Genomic DNA, 18,020 nt, shown 5'->3' on the forward strand with positions numbered 1-18,020 from the left:
GCCCCCGATCAGCCCCGACCGTGGCGGTCGGGTGAATCCCACCGGACTCACCCGACCGCCACAGTCGTCCGCGCGACGGCCCGCACCCGACGGCCAGACGTCCGTCCACGCCGGTCGGGACGGATCGCTCAGTCCGGCAGGAAGCTGTAGAGGTACAGGCCGGCCGAGCCGGCGACGGCCAGGCCCGTGGAGTCCGGCAGCCAGCAGCAGCCGCGGGCCGCGCCTTCGAACCGGATCATCGTGCGGCACTGCCAGGTCAGCGGGTCCCAGACCCGCACCGACCCGTCCCCGCCGACCGTCGCGAGCCAGGCGCCGTCCGGGGAGAAGCTCGCCTCCCGCACCGTGTGCGCGTGACCGTGCAGGACGGCCAGCGCCCGCCCGGTCACGACTTCCCAGACCCGCACGGTGTGGTCCGCGCCGGTCGAGACCAGGACGCGGCCCGCCGGGTCGGTGGTCAGCCCGAGCACCGGGTCGGTGTGGCCGGGCAGCGAGGCGCGCTGCTCGAGGGTCGCCACGTCCCAGATCCGCACGGTGGCGTCGTCCCCGCCGGAGGCGAGCCAGGTGCCGTCCGGACCGGCGACGCAGGCCTGCACCTCCTCGGTGTGGCCGGCGAAGGTGGCCATCCACTCCCCGGACTCGGTGTCCCACAGCCGCACCGAGCCGTCCTCGCAGCCGCCGGCCACCCAGGAGCCGTCCGCGGAGACGGTGAAGCCGAGGATCGCCACGTCGGCGGTCAGCACGGCGCGGACGACGCCGGTGGCGGGCTCCCACAGCCGCAGCGCGGTCGGCTGCGCCGACACCACGACCCAGCGCCCGCCGGGGCCGGCCCGGCAGCCGCGGGCCGGCCCGGGCAGGCCCGCCATCGCCGCGCCCGGCTCGCCGGTGACCGGGTCCCAGGCCGTGACGGTGCCGTCGTCGCTGGAGGAGACCACCAGGCCGCCGGCCACGACGGCGCAGCCGCGGGCCCCCTCGTTGCGCCCCGCGGTCGACGGGCGCGGCAGGTCGCTGCCGGTGCTCCAGACCCGGATCGTGCCGTAGCGCCCGGCGGAGGCGATCCAGGAGCCGTCCGGGGCGACGACACAGGCCCGCGTCCCGGTGGCCCCGGTGAGCTCGGCCCGCTGGCCGCCGGTGGGGAGATCCCGGACGGAGATCGCGTCCCCGGCCGGCGCCACCAGGTAGGAGCCGTCCGGGGCGACCGCGCAGGCCCGTACGGGGCGGCTGCCGTCGCTGAGCACCCCGGTCTGGCGGCCGGCGGCGGTGTCCCAGCGACGCAACGTGCCGTCCTCGCCCGCCGAGACCAGCCAGGAGCCGTCCGGGCCGAACGCCAGCGCAAGCACCGGACCGGCGTGACCGGCCAGCCGCCGGAGGATCTCGCCGGTCAGCGGGTCGTGTAGCCGGATGGTCCCGTCCTCGCCGCCGGTCGCGACGACGGCTCCGCCCGGCCCGGTGGCGCAGCAGCGCAGCCGCCCGCCGGTGACCGGCACCGCGAGCCTCGGCGTGCCGGTGGTGGCGTCCCAGGTCCGCAACGAGCCGTCGTCGCCGACGGTGATCACACCGGTGCCGTCGGCGGTCACCGCGCAGCCGTTCACCGGGCCGTCGTGCCCGCGCAGGACGAGTCGCGCCACCGGGTCGGCCCCCTCGGGATCCCGGCCCCGCCGCTCCCGCTCCCCGGTGTCGCCGGGATCACCCGGCTCGGGGTCGTCCAGGTCGCCACGGACGTCGTCGCCACGGACATCGTCGCCGGGGACGTCCCAGATCCGGGCGGTGCCGTCCTCGCCGGCCGAGACGAGCCAGCCGCTGCCGGGCGCGGCCGCGACGCCGAACACCTGGCCGACGTGGCCGGTGAGCACCGAGCGCGCCGTGCCCGCGCCGACCGTCCAGGTGCGGACGGTGCCGTCCATGCCTGCGGAGGCCAGCCACGACCCGTCCGGGGCGACGGCCAGCGCGAGGACCTGGCGGTGGTGGCCGGCCAGCACCCGGCGCAGCGCGGGGTGCGGCTGGTCGGGCAGCGTCCACCGGTTGACCAGCCGTGGCCCGCGCAGCCGCCGGGCCAGCGCGGCGCGGGCCGGTTCGAGCGCGCGGATGCCGTCGAGCCGGCTCAGCAGGGTCGTGCCCAGCGCCTCTGCGGGCTCGGTGGGGCCGAGCAGGTGCGCGTTCTGCCCGAGCGCCCGGCTCAGCGCGGGCAGCACCGGGTCGTCCGGCCGCACCCTGCCGGCGACGGCCAGGTCGGCCTCGACCGCCACCGGCCCGAGCCGGGCGACGGAGAGCTTCCCGACCGTCCAGCGCAGGTCCCCGAGCAGCGCGGCGAGCTCGTCGTGCCGGCCGGCGCCGGCCAGGTGCCGGGCGAGATGCTCCCAGAGGTAGCCGGCCCGCTCCGGCGCCGTCCACCACGGGGCACGCACCCCGCCGGCCGGCTCGGAGCCGACCGGGCTGGCGGGGCCGTCAGGGCCGCCGCGGCCGCCCGGGTCGTCAGCACCGGCCGGGTCGTCAGCACCGCCAGCGCCACCGGTGATCATGCCGGCGAGCGCGTCGCACAGGACGCCGTCCAGCTCGCGCAGGCGCTCCGCCCCGACCCGGGCCCGCAGGTAGGTCCGCAGGACGTCCTGCAGCACCAGCGACGGCGGGTCCCGCCGGTAGGCCACAACGAGGGAAAGGTCGGCGAACTCCTGGCACAGGTCGTCGACCTCGTCGGGGTCGAGATCGCCGGTCGCCGCCCAGTAGGCCTCCAGGACGTCCCGCGGGATCTCCACGTCCTCGCCGAAGACGGCCAGCTCGAGGTACTGGTCGAGCCGGTCGCCGGTGAGCAGGCCCAGGCTCGCCGACAGCGTCGCCTCGACGGCGAGCGTCCGTTCCTCGACCCGGCTGACGTCCAGTGCGGTCGGGCCGCGCCGCTCCAGCCGGCGCAGCACCCGCTCGGCCGCGCGGGGCACCGACATGCCGTCCCGGGTCTGGCGGACGACCGCCCGGTTGACCAGCGCGAGCAGCACCGGCCAGCGGCCGGTGACCACCAGCAGCCGGCGCAGGACGGCGTCGGGCAGCGGCGCGGGGACATCCCTGGTCAGCAGGCTGACCGCCTCGCCGTCGGCCATCGCGGGCACCTGGACGACGTCGGCGTCCGGCGGCAGGCCGCGCATCCGCGTGGTGATCAGGCGGACGCAGCCCGGCCCGCCCTGCAGGAACGGGCGCAGCTGGGCGCGCCGCCACACGTCGTCCAGGACGAGCAGCCGGGGCTCGGCGCCGAGCAGCTCACCGAGGCGGAACCCGGCCTGCTCGGGGTCCGACAGCGTCGGGCGGACCCCGGACAGCGCCTCGCTCAGGTCGTTGATCCGGTCGGCCAGGTGCGCCCCGGCCAGCGACTCGCCGAGGGTCACCCACAGCACCCCGCCGCCGAACCGGCGGGCGATCCGCGTGCTGCCGCACACGGCCGCGGCCAGCGTCGTCTTCCCGAAGCCGCCGGCGCCCGCGAGCACGACGGGGCGTGGGACGACCTCGGCGCCGACCGGGGGGGCCGAGGGGGCCGGGGCGTCCGGGGCACTCGCGGCGTCCGGGGCACTCGCGGGCGGCAGCAGCCGGCGCAGCACGGCCTCGGTGAGCTCCGGGCGTTCCACCAGCCCCCGGACGGCCGGCACCATCCAGGGGCGGCGCAGCCATCCACCGCCAGGGCCCAGACCCGGGACGAGGACGGGCCGCGGGCCCGGGGGGCCCGGGGGGACGTCGCCGAACCCGGGCAGCGTGCGGGTCGCCCGCCGCTCGCTGTCCCGCAGCTTGACCAGGGCGTCGAGCACGGCGGTCTCCAGCCGGCCGTCCCGGAACCCGGCGACGATGGTGCCGCCGTCCCGCAGCCGCGCCCGGAAGGCCTCCTGCCGCTCGCCGTAGGCGGGGTCGACGAACTCGCGGAAGGGGACCTCCGCGTCGTCCTCGAGGAGGAACACCAGGCGGGGCATGCCCGCCTCGGTGGCCGCCTGGAACTCGAGCTCGGTGTAGGAAAGGTGCGGCAGCTCCCGGACGGGCGACCCGTAGCGGAACCCGATGAGACCGATGTAGACGTCGCTCTCCTGGACCTGCCGGACGCAGAACTCGGCCGGGTTGTCGGCGCGCGCGCCGAAGTACTCCATGTCGACGACACGGTCACCGGCCAGCGCGACGGCGCGCTCGGCGGCGGCCACGAACGACCGGTCCCGTGGGAAACGCCGCAGCTCGGCCGTGTGACTGAGGAAGATCACCCGGCGACGGTCCGGGCCGCGCGGGTCGCCCGCCCACGGGGCGACCACCCCCGCGGGCCACATCCCGGACTCGCCCCGCAGCTCGACCGAACCCCCCGCCACCACGTCCGGCGCGGCGGGCACGGCGAGGCTGCCGGGCGGTTCGGACGGCAGCCCCTCCGGCACAGACACATCCGGCAAATTACCGGATCACCTCCGGCAGAGCGCGCAGACGCTTCGCCGACGCCGCCCAGGTCGGCGCCGGTCGTCACCCGAAACCACGCGGGTGCCGGAAGAACTCCGTCGATCAGGTAATAAGGACCAGTGGACATCACCCCGGCCGCCGAACCCGCCGCCGCGCCCGCGCTCGCGCCGGACGCCGTACCGGTCGTCCCCGACCTCGACCACGAGGCCATGACGGCCGCGCGCCACCGGCAGGGCCTGCTCACCAAACCGCCGGGCGCCCTGGGCCGCCTCGAGGACCTGTCGGTCTGGATCGCCGGCGCGCAGGGCACCTGCCCGCCGCGGCCGTTGCGCCGGGTCCGGGTGGTGGTCATCGCCGGGGACCACGGCATCGCCACGGCCGGCGTGTCCGCGTTCCCGTCCGAGGTGACCGCGCAGATGGTCGCGAACTTCGCCGCCGGCGGCGCGGCCGTCAACGTGCTGGCCCGCCAGGTCGGCGCGTCGGTGCGGGTGGTGGACGTCGCCGTCGACACCCCCGTGCCCACCACGGCGGGCGGGGCGGACGGCAGCGCGTCTCCCGAGCGGTACCGGGTCCGGCGCGGGAGCGGGCGGATCGACCGGACCGACGCACTCACCGCCGCCGAGGTCGACGCCGCCTTCGCCGTCGGCCGGCTGATCGCCGACGAGGAGATCGACGCCGGCGCCGACCTGCTCGTCCCCGGCGAGATGGGCATCGGCAACACCACGCCCGCCGCCGCCGTGGTGGGCACGCTGCTCGACCGCGAGCCGATCGAGGTCGTCGGCCGCGGCACCGGCATCGACGACGAGCGCTGGATGCTCAAGACGGCCGCGATCCGGGACGCGATGCGCCGCGCCCGGCCGTACGCCGGCAACGCGCGCTCCGTTCTGCGGGTCGCCGGTGGGGCGGATCTCGCCGCGCTCGCCGGCCTCCTCGTCCAGGCCGGGGTGCGGCGCACGCCCGTCGTGCTCGACGGCGTGATCGTCTGCGCGGCGGCGCTGGCCGCCGAGATGATCGCGCCCGGGGCGAAGCGGTGGTGGGTGGCGGGGACCCGTTCCACCGAGCCGGCGCAGCGCCTCGTCCTCGACCACCTCGGGCTGGAGCCGCTCCTGGACGCCGGCCTGCGGCTCGGGGAGGGCACCGGCGCGCTGCTGGCCGTCCCGATGCTGACGGCCGCGCAGGCCACGCTGGCCGAGATGGCGACGTTCGACCAGGCCGGGGTGAGCGCCAAAGAGCCGGCCGCGCCCGACACCGCCGACACCACAGACACCGAGCCGGGTGACCCCGAGCCAGGGGCCCCCGGCAGCTACGAGCCGCCCGCGGTCGGCCCGGCCGCCCTCGGGCCGACCGGTTCCGGCATGCCCGGACTCGACCTGGGGATGCTCGGCCTGATCACGCCGGACTCCACCCAGACCGGGCCCACACCTGCCGAACCGGCCGCTGACAGGCCGGGCGCCGATGGGCCGGGCGCGGGCGGCACTGCCGGCAGCGCGCCGTGACCGTCTGATGATCGAGGCGCGCGCGGCCTTCACCCTGCTCACCGTGTTGCCCGTCCGCGGCCCGGAACGCCTGGACCGGACGGTCGCCGGGCGCGCCATGGCCCTCGCCCCGCTGGTCGGCCTGGTGCTCGGATTCGTCAGCGCGCTGCTGGTGGTGACGACGCGCATCGTCACGAAGGTCCCGCACGAGCGCCCCCAGACCATGCTGCCCGCCGTGCTCGGGGTGGCGCTGCTGGCCCTGCTCACCCGCGGCCTGCACCTCGACGGCCTGGCCGACGTGGGGGACGCGTTCGGCGTCCGTGGCGGGCGGGAGCGGGCGCTGGCCGTGATGCGGGAGTCGACGATCGGCGCGTTCGGGGCGATCACCGTCCTGTTCGTCGTCCTCGTCCAGGTGAGCGCGCTCAGCGTCGCGATCACCGCCCACCGGGGGACCGTCTCGATCCTCGTCGCGGCGATGGCCGGCCGCCTCGCGGCCACGCTGTCCTGCGTCGAGGGCATCCCCTCCGCCCGACCGGACGGGCTCGGCGCCCTGGTCGCCGGCTCCGTGCGGCGCCGGGACGCGGTGCTGGCCACGGTGGGCGTCCTCGTCGTCGCGGGACTGGCCGGCCGGCTCGACTACGACGGCGGCGACACCGGCCGGGCCGTCCGCGCGATCATCGCCGTCGCCGTGGGGGTCGCCGTCTCCACCGCGCTACGGCGCTGGCTGGTGCGCCGCTTCGGCGGCATCACCGGGGACACCCTCGGCGCCACGATCGAGATCACGTCCATGGTGACCCTGCTGACGATGGCGTCGACTATCCCGAATCCGGTCCTGCGCTCCCTCGGCCTCGACTAGTACCAAGTCGGACGTAGCTCAGCATCACGGCCCGGGTGGAGTTCCGCGGACTTGTGCCGCGGCCCGCGGCTGGTCGGCACCTTGGTGCCAGTGCGACGAAAGCCCGTAGCGATCATCCGGATCGGGCGGCCGCGGAACCGGACCCGAAGTTACCCGCCGGTAGATATCGGTGCCCTGACTCCCGGTGGACCTTTCGGGGCCCGCCCAGCAGGATTCGCGCCTCGCGGTACCGCTCGCGAAGCGTTGTCCGCCGTGGCCCCTGCGTGACTCACTGGTCGCCACCACCGACACCCAGTCGGCGAGCATCGCCGCGCAGAGTACCGGGCGCGGGCCGAGGAGGACCTGTGAGACTCCGTCCCAGCCATGTTCGGGAACCGATCCCCGACGCAGTCGGGGCCGGGAGCGGGCCGCCCTCCCGGCGGCGCGCGGCGCGCGGCGCGCGCGCCGATGGCGGTGGTGCTCACGGGCCTCGCGCTGCTGGCGTTACCGGCCTGCTGGACCGTGCCGGGCGGCGGCCCGGGCGGACCTCCGCCTGACATCGCGGCCGACCTGTCGCAGGAGCTGACCGGTGGGAACGGCCCGTTCATCGGCGCCGCCGTCACGGTGGACCTGGCCCAGGCCGGCTACGTCGAGCACGAGTACGCGGCGGCCGGGACGGCGTCGTCCTACCGCGCCGTGGGCGGGCTCCCCCAGGACGGCCGATGGACGTTCGAACCCGACGGGAGCGCCTCGTACCGCACCCGGGTCCTCGTACGCCGGCCGGCTCAGGCCGCGGAGTTCAGCGGCACTGTGATCGTCGAATGGCTGAACGTCAGCGGCGGGGTGGACGCCGACCCCGAGTGGGCCAACCTGCACGAGGAGATCACCCGGCAGGGCCATGTCTGGGTCGGCGTGTCCGCGCAGCAGATCGGCGTGATCGGCGGCCAGGTTCTCGTGCAGGCCCCCGGCCCCGGCTCGGAGCTCGCCGGCAAGGGACTGAAGGCGATCGATCCGGCCCGGTACGGCTCGCTGGCGCACCCCGGCGACGGGTTCTCGTTCGACATCCTGTCCCAGGTCGCCCGCGGCCTCCGGGCCGGCGCCGCGCTCGACGGCCTGCAGCCGCGGCGGCTGGTCGCCGCGGGCGAGTCCCAGTCGGCGTTCGCGATGGTCACGTACTACAACGGCGTCCAGCCGATCACCGCCGCCTTCGACGGCTTCTACGTGCACAGCCGGGGCGCCTCCGCACTGCCCCTGGTCGGGCCCGGCCAGGGGGCGGACCTCACCGGCGCGCTGCTCAGCTCCCCGACGACGTTCCGCACCGACCAGACGGCACCCGTGTTCGACGTGCAGACCGAGTCGGACCTGACCGGCATCCTCAACTCCAGCAAGGCCCGGCAGCCCGACAGCGACCGCTTCCGGCTGTGGGAGGTCGCCGGCACCGCACACGCCGACGCGCACCTGCTCGGCGCCAACGCGGCCTCGATCGACTGCGGCGTCCCGATCAACAACGGTCCCCTGCACCTGGTCGCGAAGGCTGCCCTGCGGGGGCTCACCGACTGGCTGGAGACCGGCCGGGCACCGGTCACCGGCCCGCGCGTCGAGCTGACGGAAGGCCTGCTGCCGGGCGTGCGCCGTGACGCGGACGGCATCGCCCTCGGTGGTGTCCGCACACCGCCCGTCGACGTTCCCATCGACGTGCTCTCGGGTGATCCCGGGCCGAAGCTGTCGACGATCTGCCTGCTGCTCGGCTCGACCACGCCACTTCCCGCCGACCGCGTCGCCGAGCTGTACCCGACCCGCGCGGCCTACCAGCAGCGTTACGGCACCAGCGCCGACAAGACCGTCGAGGCCGGATTCGTCCTGCGCGAGGACCGCGCCGCCCTGCTGGACTTCGCCGAGCCGGAACGCGTGACCGGCTGACACCGCTCGTCACCCGCTGAGGCGGGCCGCCGGGCGCCCGGGAGTCCGGCCGCCCGGCGGCTCGCGTCGGCGCGGCCCGCCGGCGTCATCTGGGAGAGGCGGAGACGAACGGCGGGCGGACGACCGTCATCGTCGAGACGCGGCCGCGCACGTCCACGGCCACCTCGTCGCCGGCGGTCACGGAGCGGTCGAGCAGGGCAAGGCCGATGCCCTGCCGCAGGGTCGGGGAGAACGTGCCGCTGGTGACCTCGCCGAGCTCGGCACCGTCCGGGCCGCTCACCCGCATGTGCGGGCGCGGGATGCCGCGGTCGTTCGAGCGCAGCCCCCACAGTGACCGCGCCGGGCCCGCCGCGCGCTCGGCGAGCAGCGCCTCGCGGCCCCAGAACGCCGGCTTGTCCCAGCCGACGGCCCACCCCGACCGGGCCTGCACCGGGCTGATGGACAGGGAGAGATCCTGGCCGTGCAGCGGGTAGCCCATCTCGGTGCGCAGGGTGTCCCGGGCGCCGAGGCCACACGGCAGGCCACCGAGGCCGGTCACCACCGTCAGCAGCTCGTCCCAGAGCGGCACCGCGTCCGCCCAGCGCGGCAGGAGCTCGAAGCCCGCCTCGCCGGTGTAGCCGGAGCGGCAGACGATGACGGGCCGCCCCTTCCACTCGGCGTCGGCGAAGCTCATGTAGGCACCGTCGGCGGGCAGGCCGAGCTTGCGCAGCACCTCCGGCGCGGCGGGGCCCTGCACCGCGAGCACCGCGAACTCGGTGTGCAGGTCGGTGACGGCGACGCCGGCGGGCGCCTGCGCGGCGAGCCGCCGGACGACCTCGGCGGTGTTGGCCGCGTTGGGCACGAGGAACACGTTGTCGGCGGCGTAGTAGTAAGCGATCAGGTCGTCGACGACGCCGCCGGTCTCGTCGCAGCACAGCGTGTACTGCGCCTGGCCGGGGCCGACCCGCCTCAGGTCGTTGGTCAGGCAGGTGTTGACGAACTCGGCCGCGCCGGGGCCGGCGACCCGGGCCTTGCCCAGGTGGCTGACGTCGAAGATCCCCACCGCGCCGCGGACGGCCGCGTGCTCGGCGAGCACGCCCCGGCCGGCGTACTCGATCGGCATCTCCCACCCGCCGAAGGCGGCCGTCTTGGCGCCCAGCTCGACGTGCCGTTCGTGCAGCGGGGACCGACGCAGCTCTCCCATACCGGCAGCGTAGCCGCCCGGGACGTCACTTCGGCACGCCGGCGGCGGCCCGGACGGGACCACGTGGCCACGGGCCGGCGGGATGACGGCGCGGTGACGGGGCGATTTCCCGCTGTCCCCTCCGGCCACCGGCAGCCCACCGCCTCGGTGCCACACCAGGCCACAGGTCCCGGGGCCCAATACGCTCGAAGCATGACCGTCACCTCTGCCGCCTCCGCAGCCCTCACCGACCTCGACGTCGACGCCGTCGTGATCGGAATGGCCAAGGGCGACGACGGTCCGGTGCCCCTCGGCGGGACCGGCGCCCTCGACGCGGCGCTCGGCGGCCGGCTGGCCCGGATCCTCGCCGACCTCGGCGCGACCGGAGCCACCGGCGACATCGTCCGCTTCGCCACGCTCGGGACGCTGAAGGCCCCGACCGTGCTCGCGGTCGGCGTCGGGGAGCACGCCGCGTTCACCGCCGGTACCGCCGGAGCGGGTGAGGAAGCGGGCGGTGCCAGCGCCGACACCGACACCGACACCGACACGCTGCGCCGCGCGGCCGGCGCCGCCGTCCGCGCGCTCGCCGGCACCGCCCGGGTCGCCTCGACGCTCGCGCTCGCCACCGGGCGGCCCACCGCGTCCACGCTGCGCGCGGCGGCCGAGGGCTCGCTGCTGGGCGCCTACGCGTTCGACAGCCTGCGCACCTCGCCGAACGGGCCTGCACCCGTGCGCGAGCTGGTCCTGACGGTCGAGGACCCGTCCGACCTGGCGGCGACCGAGGCCGCACTGGAGCGCGCGACGATCATCGGTGAGGCCGTCACGCTGGTGCGGGACCTGGTGAACACCCCGCCGAGCCACCTCTCGCCGGCCCGGCTGGCCGAGATCGCGGTGGAGCGTGGCGGCGCGGCCGGCGTCGAGGTGACGGTGCTCGACGAGGAGGCGCTCGCCGAGGGCGGCTACGGAGGCCTGCTCGGTGTCGGCCAGGGCTCGGCCAACCCGCCGCGGCTGATCCGGCTGCGCTACCAGGGTGCCGCCGGCACCGGGGCGGCCAGGGGCGAGCCGGCCGGCACCGACCTGGCCCTGGTGGGCAAAGGCATCACGTTCGACTCCGGCGGCCTGTCGCTGAAGCCGCCGGTGTCCATGGAGTGGATGAAGAGCGACATGGCCGGCGCGGCCTCCGTGCTCGCGGCCGTCGTCGCGGCCGCGCGGCTGGGCCTGGCGCTCAACGTGACCGGCTGGATGCCGTGCGCGGAGAACATGCCCTCCGGCGACGCCATCCGGCCGTCCGACGTGATCACGCTGCGCGGCGGCAAGCGGGTCGAGGTGCTCAACACCGACGCCGAGGGGCGGCTCGTGCTCGGCGACGCGCTGGCCCGCGCGTCCGAGGACACTCCGGCGCTCGTCGTTGACGTCGCCACCCTCACCGGCGCGCAGATCGTCGCGCTGGGCACCCGCACGAGCGGGGTGATGGGCCGCTCCGAGGCGACCGACGCGGTGGTCGCCGCCGCCGGGCGCGCCGGCGAGACGGTATGGCCGATGCCGATGCCGCCGGAGCTGCGCAAGAGCCTCGACTCGGTGGTCGCCGACCTGGCGAACGTGGCGCCGGGCGGGAACCGCGACGCGGGCATGCTGCTCGCCGCCCACTTCCTCGCCGCCTTCGTGCCCGAGGAGATCCCCTGGGCGCACGTCGACATCGCCGGCCCGTCCTGGAACGGCGGCGAGCCCTACGGCTACACGCCCAGAGGCGGTACCGGGGCCATCGTGCGCACCCTCGTCCAGCTCGCCGAGGACAGGGCCGCCACCACCCCGTGACGTGCGGCGCCACCGCCGCGCGCCGCCGCGCGAGAGGCCGGGTGAGAGGCCGGGTGACACGAACGGACGTCGCGTGATGCGGCACAGTCGGCGCAGTCTGTCCAGTCCAACCGCCTCGTCGTGAAAGACTGGGCGGGCCGGAGCGTGTCACCCGGCGGGACGCCCGTCCCGCGGTCGGGTGCCGCCCCGGCGGGGCTCACCGGCCTGGACGACGACCACGCTCCTCCCCGCCGCCAGGCCGTGACCCCACCCGTCCGCAAGTCGACGAAGAAGGGACCCCTCGCGTGGCGGACACAGCGGCCGGTCCCGTCGACCTGGTCGTCCTCGGGGGTGGCAGCGGCGGGTACGCCGCCGCGCTGCGCGCCGCCGAGCTCGGCCTGCGGGTCGTCCTGATCGAGAAGGACAAGCTCGGCGGCACCTGCCTGCACCGCGGCTGCATCCCGACGAAGGCGCTGCTGCACGCGGCGGAGGTCGTCGACACCGTCGCCGCCAGCGAGACCTTCGGCATCCGGGCCACCCTGGACGGCATCGACATGGCCGGGGTCGGCGCATACCGCGACTCGGTGGTCGACGGCCTGTACAAGGGCCTGAGCGGACTGGTCCGGGCCCGGGGCATCGAGGTCGTCACGGGCACCGGCCGGCTGGTGTCCCCGACCGCGGTGACCGTCGGCGACCGGGTGGTCGAGGCCCGGCACGTGCTGCTCGCCACCGGCTCGGCCGCGCGAACGCTGCCCGGCCTCGACCTCGACCACCGGACGGTCATCGACAGCGGGGACGCGCTGGCGCTGGAGCACGTCCCGGGGTCGGTGGTGGTGCTCGGCGGCGGGGCGATCGGCTGCGAGTTCGCGTCGGTCTGGCGTTCGTTCGGCGCCGAGGTGACCATCGTCGAGGCGCTGGGCCATCTCGTCCCGGCCGAGGACGAGGCCAGCTCGAAGCTGCTCGAACGCGCGTTCCGCGCCCGGGGCATCGCCCTGCGCCTCGGGGTGCCTCTCGCGGGCGCGAAGACCACCGACCAGGGCGTGACCGTCGTCCTAGAGGACGGGTCCACCGTCGACGCCGAGCTCCTGCTCGTCGCGGTCGGGCGCGGCCCGGTTTCCGCCGGCCTCGGCCTGGACGAGGTCGGCGTCTCGACGGACCGCGGCCATGTCCTCGTCGACACGCACCTGCGGACGAACATCCCCACGGTCTCGGCCCTCGGGGACGTCCGGCCCGGGCCACAACTGGCCCACGTCGCGTTCGCCGAGGGCATCCTCGCGGCCGAGCTGCTCGCCGGGCTCGACCCGGTACCGGTCGACTACGACAACGTCCCGCGGGTCACCTACTCCCATCCCGAGGTGGCGTCCGTGGGTCTGACCGCGGCCGCCGCCCGGGAACGCCACGGGGAGATCAACACCGCCACGTACCACCTGGCGGGCAACGGAAAGGCACGGATCCTGCGCTCCGCGGGCGCGGTGACCGTGGTCTCGGCTGCGGACGGCCCGGTCGTCGGCGTCCACATGGTGGGCGACCGGGTCGGCGAGCTCATCGCCGAGGCCCAGCTCATCACCAACTGGGAGGCATACCCCGCCGACGTGGCCCAGCTCCTCCACCCGCACCCGACCCTCTCCGAGGCGCTCGGCGAGGCGCACCTCGCTCTCGCCGGCAAGCCACTGCACGTCCACAGCTAGGCACGTCCACAGCTAGCCCGCGGTGCCCGCGTCCGCCCCGCCCGGCCCGACCGGGTGTGGTGGGGAGGGCGCCGGGCGCGACGAAGGAGTCGTTGTCAGCATGTCAGTATCCGTCACGATGCCCCGCCTCGGGGAGAGCGTCTCCGAGGGGACGGTCACCCGCTGGCTGAAGAAGGAAGGCGAGCGGGTCGAGGCCGACGAGCCGCTCCTCGAGGTCAGCACCGACAAGGTAGACACCGAGATCCCCGCGCCGGCCTCCGGCGTGCTCGGCTCGATCAAGGTCGCCGAGGACGAGACCGTCGAGGTCGGCGTCGAGCTGGCTGTCATCGAGGACGGCGCCGCGGGTGCCGGCGCGGCGGCCGCGCCCGCCGAGGCCCCCGCCGCGGCCCCGGAGCCTCCGCCGGCACCTGCCGCCGCCGCGCCGCCCCCGCCGCCTGCTCCCCCCGCTCCGCCGGCGCCGGCGCCCGCTCCCGCGGCGGCACCGCCTCCGCCGCCGGCTCCCGCCACGCCGGTGCCCGCGCAGGCCCCGGTCGCCGCCCCGGACGCCGCCGCCGACGGTCTCGGCCGGTACGTGACGCCGCTGGTCCGCAAGATGGCCGCGGAGCTGGGCGTCGACCTCGGCTCGGTCACCGGCAGCGGCCCGGGTGGACGCATCACCAAGCAGGACATCCAGGACGCGGCGAAGTCCCGCGGCTCCGCGCCGGCCGCGGCTCCCAGCGCCCCCGCCGCCCCCGCCGCTCCGGCTGTGCCGGCCGCTCCCGCCCCGGCGCAGGCCCCCGCGGCGCCCGCGGCCGCCCGGCCGGCTCCCGCCGCCGCGCCGACCGCGTCCACCGCGCCCCGTGGCCGCACCGAGAAGCTGACCCGGCTGCGCTCGCTGGTCGCCCGTCGGATGGTCGAGTCGCTGCAGGTCAGCGCGCAGCTCACCACCGTCGTGGAGGCCGACGTCACACGGATCGCGAAGCTGCGCGAGCGGGCCAAGGCGAACTTCCAGGCCCGCGAGGGCGTGAAGCTGTCGTTCCTGCCGTTCTTCGCGGTGGCCGCGTGCGAGGCACTGCGCGAGCACCCGGGGATCAACTCCAGCATCGACCTGGAGGCGGGCACGGTCACCTACCACGACTCGGAGAACCTCGGCATCGCCGTCGACACCGACCGTGGCCTGGTCGTCCCGGTGATCCACAACGCCAGCGACCTGAACCTCAGCGGGATGGCCCGCAAGATCGACGAGCTGGCCGCCCGGACCCGCGCCAACCAGGTGTCCCCGGACGACCTGGGCGGCGGCACTTTCACGCTGACCAACACCGGCAGCCGCGGCGCCCTGTTCGACACCCCGATCATCAACCAGCCGCAGGTGGCGATCCTGGGCACCGGGTCGGTCGTGAAGCGCCCGGCCGTCGTCACCGATCCCGAGCTCGGCGAGGTGATCGCCATCCGGTCGAAGGTCTACCTGGCCCTCACCTACGACCACCGGATCGTGGATGGCGCCGACGCGGCCCGGTTCCTCACCGCGATCGCCAGCCGTCTCGAGGAAGGCGCCTTCGAGGCCGAGCTCGGGCTGTAGCCACGAGTTCGGCGCTGTAGGCACCAGCAAGGCAGGCAGGCAGGGCCGGCGGCGGTCGGGCGGGTCCACGGACCCACCCGACCGCCGCTGTCGTTCGCGGGGAGACACGCCGGGCCTGGTGCGGGAGAACGTGCCGCGCCGGCGCCCGAAACCCGGCCGCCCCGGCCGCCCCGCCTGCCCGGTCCGGCGGCGCAGGTGGCCGCGGCCGGCTAGGGTGACGTCCGGGCCCCGGGGTCGCCGTGCCACGGACTCCAGGTCCAGGAGGGTCGGATGGGGGTCCCGGACGCATGAAGGTCGCCGTCACCGGCTCGTCCGGGCTGATCGGTTCGGCGTTGCTGCCCGCGCTGCGCGGGGACGGCCACGAGGTCGTCACCCTCGTCCGGCGCCCGCCGCGCGACCCGTCCGAGATCCGCTGGGACCCGGCGGCCGGCACGCTGGACGCCGCCGCCCTGGCCGGCGTGGACGGCGTCGTGAACCTGGCCGGCGCCGGCATCGGCGACCACCGGTGGACCGCCGCCTACAAGCAGACCCTTCGGACCAGCCGCATCGACGGCACCCGCCTGCTCGCCGAGGCCCTCGCCGGCCTCGACCCGCGCCCGCGGGTCCTGCTCTCCGGCAGCGCCATCGGCTGGTACGGCACGAACGCCGGCTCGGCCGGCGCCGCGCTGGACGAGACGGCCCCGCCCGGCACCGGCTTCCTCGCCGAGCTCGCCCGTGACTGGGAGAACGCGACCACAGCGGCGCAGGAGGCCGGCATCCGGGTCGTCCGGGTGCGCACCGGCATCGTCCTCTCCGGGCGCGGTGGGACCCTCCAACGGCTGCTCCCGATCTTCCGGCGCGGAGCCGGCGGCCGGCTGGGCTCGGGGCGCCAGTGGCTCAGCTGGATCAGCCTGGCCGACACCGTCGACGCGCTGTGCTTCCTCCTGGAGGCCGACGGAGTACGCGGGCCGGTCAACCTGGTGGCGCCCACCCCGGTGACGAACGCGGAGTTCACGTCGGCGCTGGCGCGGACGCTACAGCGCCCGGCCTTCGCCCAGGTACCGCGCTTCGCACTACGCCTGGCCCTGGGCGAGTTCGCCGACGAGGGACCACTCGCCTCCCAGCGGCTCGCGCCGGCCACGCTGGTCGACGCCGGGTTCCGGTTCAACCACTCCGACCTCGCCACGGCACTGGCCGATGCCGTGCACCGCGACGCCTGAACCGGGCCGCCGGGTCCGGCCGCTCGCTCAGCTGGGGGCCGTCTTGACGCTCTCGGCCTGCCGCCAGCCCGCCTCGGTCCGCCACAGGGTGAGATCCTTCGTCTCCGGCGGGCTGGCCGGCTGTTGGGCCAGCACATCGCCCGCCTCGCCGACGAAGTCGTAGGCCCCCACGATCTCGGTGACCCGTAGGACCACCCGGTCGGCTTCCTCCTCACGAACCACGACGTCGACGATCTCGATCCGCACCGGCGTGGAGCGCCCGCGTCGCCGGACCATTTCCCGGATCGATGCCCGGTCCGACTCCAGGACGGCGCTGCCGGGCGCGTCCGCGAGGTCGAGGGCGGTCTCGTCCGCCCGCTCGAAGGCCTTGCTGCGGGCGGTGTTGAGCTCGTCGAGCACGGCTCGCCACACCTGTTCCGGGGTCTGCCCGCTGACGGGGCTCGCGGTCGGGTCCGCGCGGGCGGTGCTCCCGGTGGGCACGGGTTGACGGGTGGCGTCCGACCCGGAGTCATGGGCCAGCAGGAGCGCGGCGATGGCGACGATCACCAGACCGACGCCCGCGAGCACCGGGAACAACACGGGGTGCCGCCGCCGGCCGCCGGCCCGCTCCCCCGCTGCCCGGCGTGCCCTGGCCGCGCGCGGTGCCGGGGAGTGGGTGGTGCCCCGGGCGCGGGCGGGCGCCGCGGCCCGGCCGGCGCGGCGGCGGGTGCCGGCCCGGTCGTGGTTCACCGGTCGCAGCGAGCCCACCAGGTCGGCTGGTTCGGCCGGTGCGGTCCGCCCGTCATGCGGCGGCCGGATGCCCTCGGCGTCGGCCTCCCTGGGCGCCGGGCCGCCCGCGCCGGGCGGCGGTGGCTCCTCGTCCTCGTCCGGGATCACCTGACCGGTCGCGAGGTACAGACCGTAGGGATCATCCCGACCGGCGGGCCGCGGGGTTTCCGGTGGGCCGGCCGCGGAGCCCGGGTCGCCCTCGAAGCCCCGGTCGCCCGTGGCCGGGTCACCCGTGGCCGGGTCGCCCGGCCACGCCACGTCCTCGGCTGCCGACCACGGGTCCGGGTCGCCGCTGTCGCCGGCCTCGCCCCGGAGACTCTCGTCGGGATCCAGCAGGTCGCCCTGGTCGACCGGAGCGGCGTTCCCGCCGTCCGCGGGCCGGCCGGGCTCCGGGTCGACCTCGACAACCCCTGCTGCCCCGGGTGGCACGTCCGTCATCCGGACGGGAAGCGGCGTGGCGCTGCGGGCCAGCCCGGCCGCGAGCTCGGCGGCCGAGGGGCGGCGACGCGGGTCGTCCACCAGGGCCATCGCGACCGCGACGGCGACCGCGGCGGCGTCGGGCCCCGTCGCCTGGCGCATCGCGCCGAGCAGGAGGTCGGCGAGGTCGTGCACGTCCTCCGAGGCGGACACGCCCGGGTCGGTGAGGGCCGCGATGCCGGCGCCGGTGAGAACCGGCCGCCCGTTCGGCTCGAGGAGAATGTCCAGGGCGGTCAGCCCGCCGTGGTGCAGACCGGCCGCGTGCACCTCGGCCAGCGCCTGCGCCGCGGGTAGGCCGATGGTGACGACCTCGCCCGGGTCGAGCCGACCCCGCGCGCCGAGCAGCCGGGACAGGCTGACCGCCTCGTGCACCGGCTCGGTGGCGACGGCCAGGCCGTCGGGTGTGCGGATCACGTCCACCACGGAGGCCAGGTGCGGATGGCGGATGCCGAGCAGCAGCTGGGCCTCGTCGAAGGCCTCGGCGCGCAGCAGCGAGTCGGCCGGTAACCGAACGTAGCGGATGGTCACGTCCATGCCGAGCCGCTCGATCCGGCCGGCCCAGACCTCGCCGGCGCCGGCGTCGTATCGGCGGCCGTGCAGGAGGATTCCCGGCACGACGGGCTCGCCGCCGTGCCGCCCCAGCCGATCGCCGGAATCGTCGGTGAAGGTCACGAACGTCGACGCTAGGCGGATCCGACCACCTCTGCAGGACTCTTTCCCCTGCTGTGGATAACTTC

General features: G+C 76.1%; 10 protein-coding genes. 7 read left to right on the forward strand and 3 right to left on the reverse strand.

The features are described from left to right. Positions 1–128: 128 nt before the first annotated feature. Positions 129–4,388, reverse strand: coding sequence for a DUF4062 domain-containing protein (locus tag BBK14_RS42365; protein ID WP_241831779.1), 4,260 nt, complete (start codon positions 4,386–4,388; stop codon positions 129–131). Positions 4,389–4,526: 138 nt separating this feature from the next. Here BBK14_RS42365 and cobT point away from each other — a divergent pair, with 138 nt between their 5' ends. From cobT to BBK14_RS23130, 3 genes are all read left to right on the forward strand, one after another. Beyond that, a complete protein-coding gene (gene cobT / locus BBK14_RS23120) occupies positions 4,527–5,903 on the forward strand; it encodes a nicotinate-nucleotide--dimethylbenzimidazole phosphoribosyltransferase (protein WP_071065367.1) in 1,377 nt (458 codons plus the stop codon). Between the two features lie 7 nt (positions 5,904–5,910). Next, the gene (gene cobS / locus BBK14_RS23125) at positions 5,911–6,738 is read left to right on the forward strand and encodes an adenosylcobinamide-GDP ribazoletransferase (protein WP_071065398.1); all 828 of its coding nucleotides are present in this window, start codon (positions 5,911–5,913) and stop codon (positions 6,736–6,738) included. Between the two features lie 447 nt (positions 6,739–7,185). After that, entirely contained in the window at positions 7,186–8,637 is a 1,452-nt protein-coding gene (locus BBK14_RS23130; protein ID WP_112108421.1) for an alpha/beta hydrolase domain-containing protein, read from the forward strand. 85 nt (positions 8,638–8,722) lie between these two features. Here the strand turns inward: BBK14_RS23130 and gcvT are convergent, their stop codons facing one another. After that, positions 8,723–9,820, reverse strand: a complete 1,098-nt coding sequence (gene gcvT / locus BBK14_RS23135) for a glycine cleavage system aminomethyltransferase GcvT (protein WP_071065369.1) — start codon at positions 9,818–9,820, stop codon at positions 8,723–8,725. A gap of 192 nt (positions 9,821–10,012) precedes the next feature. Between gcvT and BBK14_RS23140 the strand changes: the two genes are divergently transcribed. The 4 genes from BBK14_RS23140 (at position 10,013) to BBK14_RS23155 (ending at position 16,038) form a co-directional block, all read left to right on the forward strand. Continuing rightward, positions 10,013–11,614: a leucyl aminopeptidase gene (locus BBK14_RS23140; protein ID WP_071065370.1), complete on the forward strand. Its 1,602-nt coding sequence runs from the start codon at positions 10,013–10,015 to the stop codon at positions 11,612–11,614. Positions 11,615–11,898: 284 nt separating this feature from the next. Then, positions 11,899–13,281 carry a dihydrolipoyl dehydrogenase gene (lpdA, locus tag BBK14_RS23145; protein ID WP_071065371.1) on the forward strand — a complete coding sequence of 461 codons (1,383 nt, stop codon included), beginning with the start codon at positions 11,899–11,901 and terminating at the stop codon, positions 13,279–13,281. A gap of 100 nt (positions 13,282–13,381) precedes the next feature. Further along, positions 13,382–14,839 carry a 2-oxoglutarate dehydrogenase, E2 component, dihydrolipoamide succinyltransferase gene (gene sucB, locus BBK14_RS23150; RefSeq protein WP_071065372.1) on the forward strand — a complete coding sequence of 486 codons (1,458 nt, stop codon included), beginning with the start codon at positions 13,382–13,384 and terminating at the stop codon, positions 14,837–14,839. Between the two features lie 287 nt (positions 14,840–15,126). Further along, positions 15,127–16,038, forward strand: a complete 912-nt coding sequence (locus BBK14_RS23155) for a TIGR01777 family oxidoreductase (protein ID WP_071065373.1) — start codon at positions 15,127–15,129, stop codon at positions 16,036–16,038. A 27-nt stretch (positions 16,039–16,065) separates the two neighbouring features. Here BBK14_RS23155 and BBK14_RS23160 read toward each other — a convergent pair whose 3' ends face one another. Continuing rightward, entirely contained in the window at positions 16,066–17,955 is a 1,890-nt protein-coding gene (locus BBK14_RS23160; RefSeq protein WP_083391190.1) for a protein kinase, read from the reverse strand. Between the last annotated feature and the right edge of the window lie 65 nt (positions 17,956–18,020).

Origin of the sequence: Parafrankia soli, assembly GCF_001854695.1 — a bacterium.
GTDB classification, from domain to species: domain Bacteria; phylum Actinomycetota; class Actinomycetes; order Frankiales; family Frankiaceae; genus Parafrankia; species Parafrankia soli.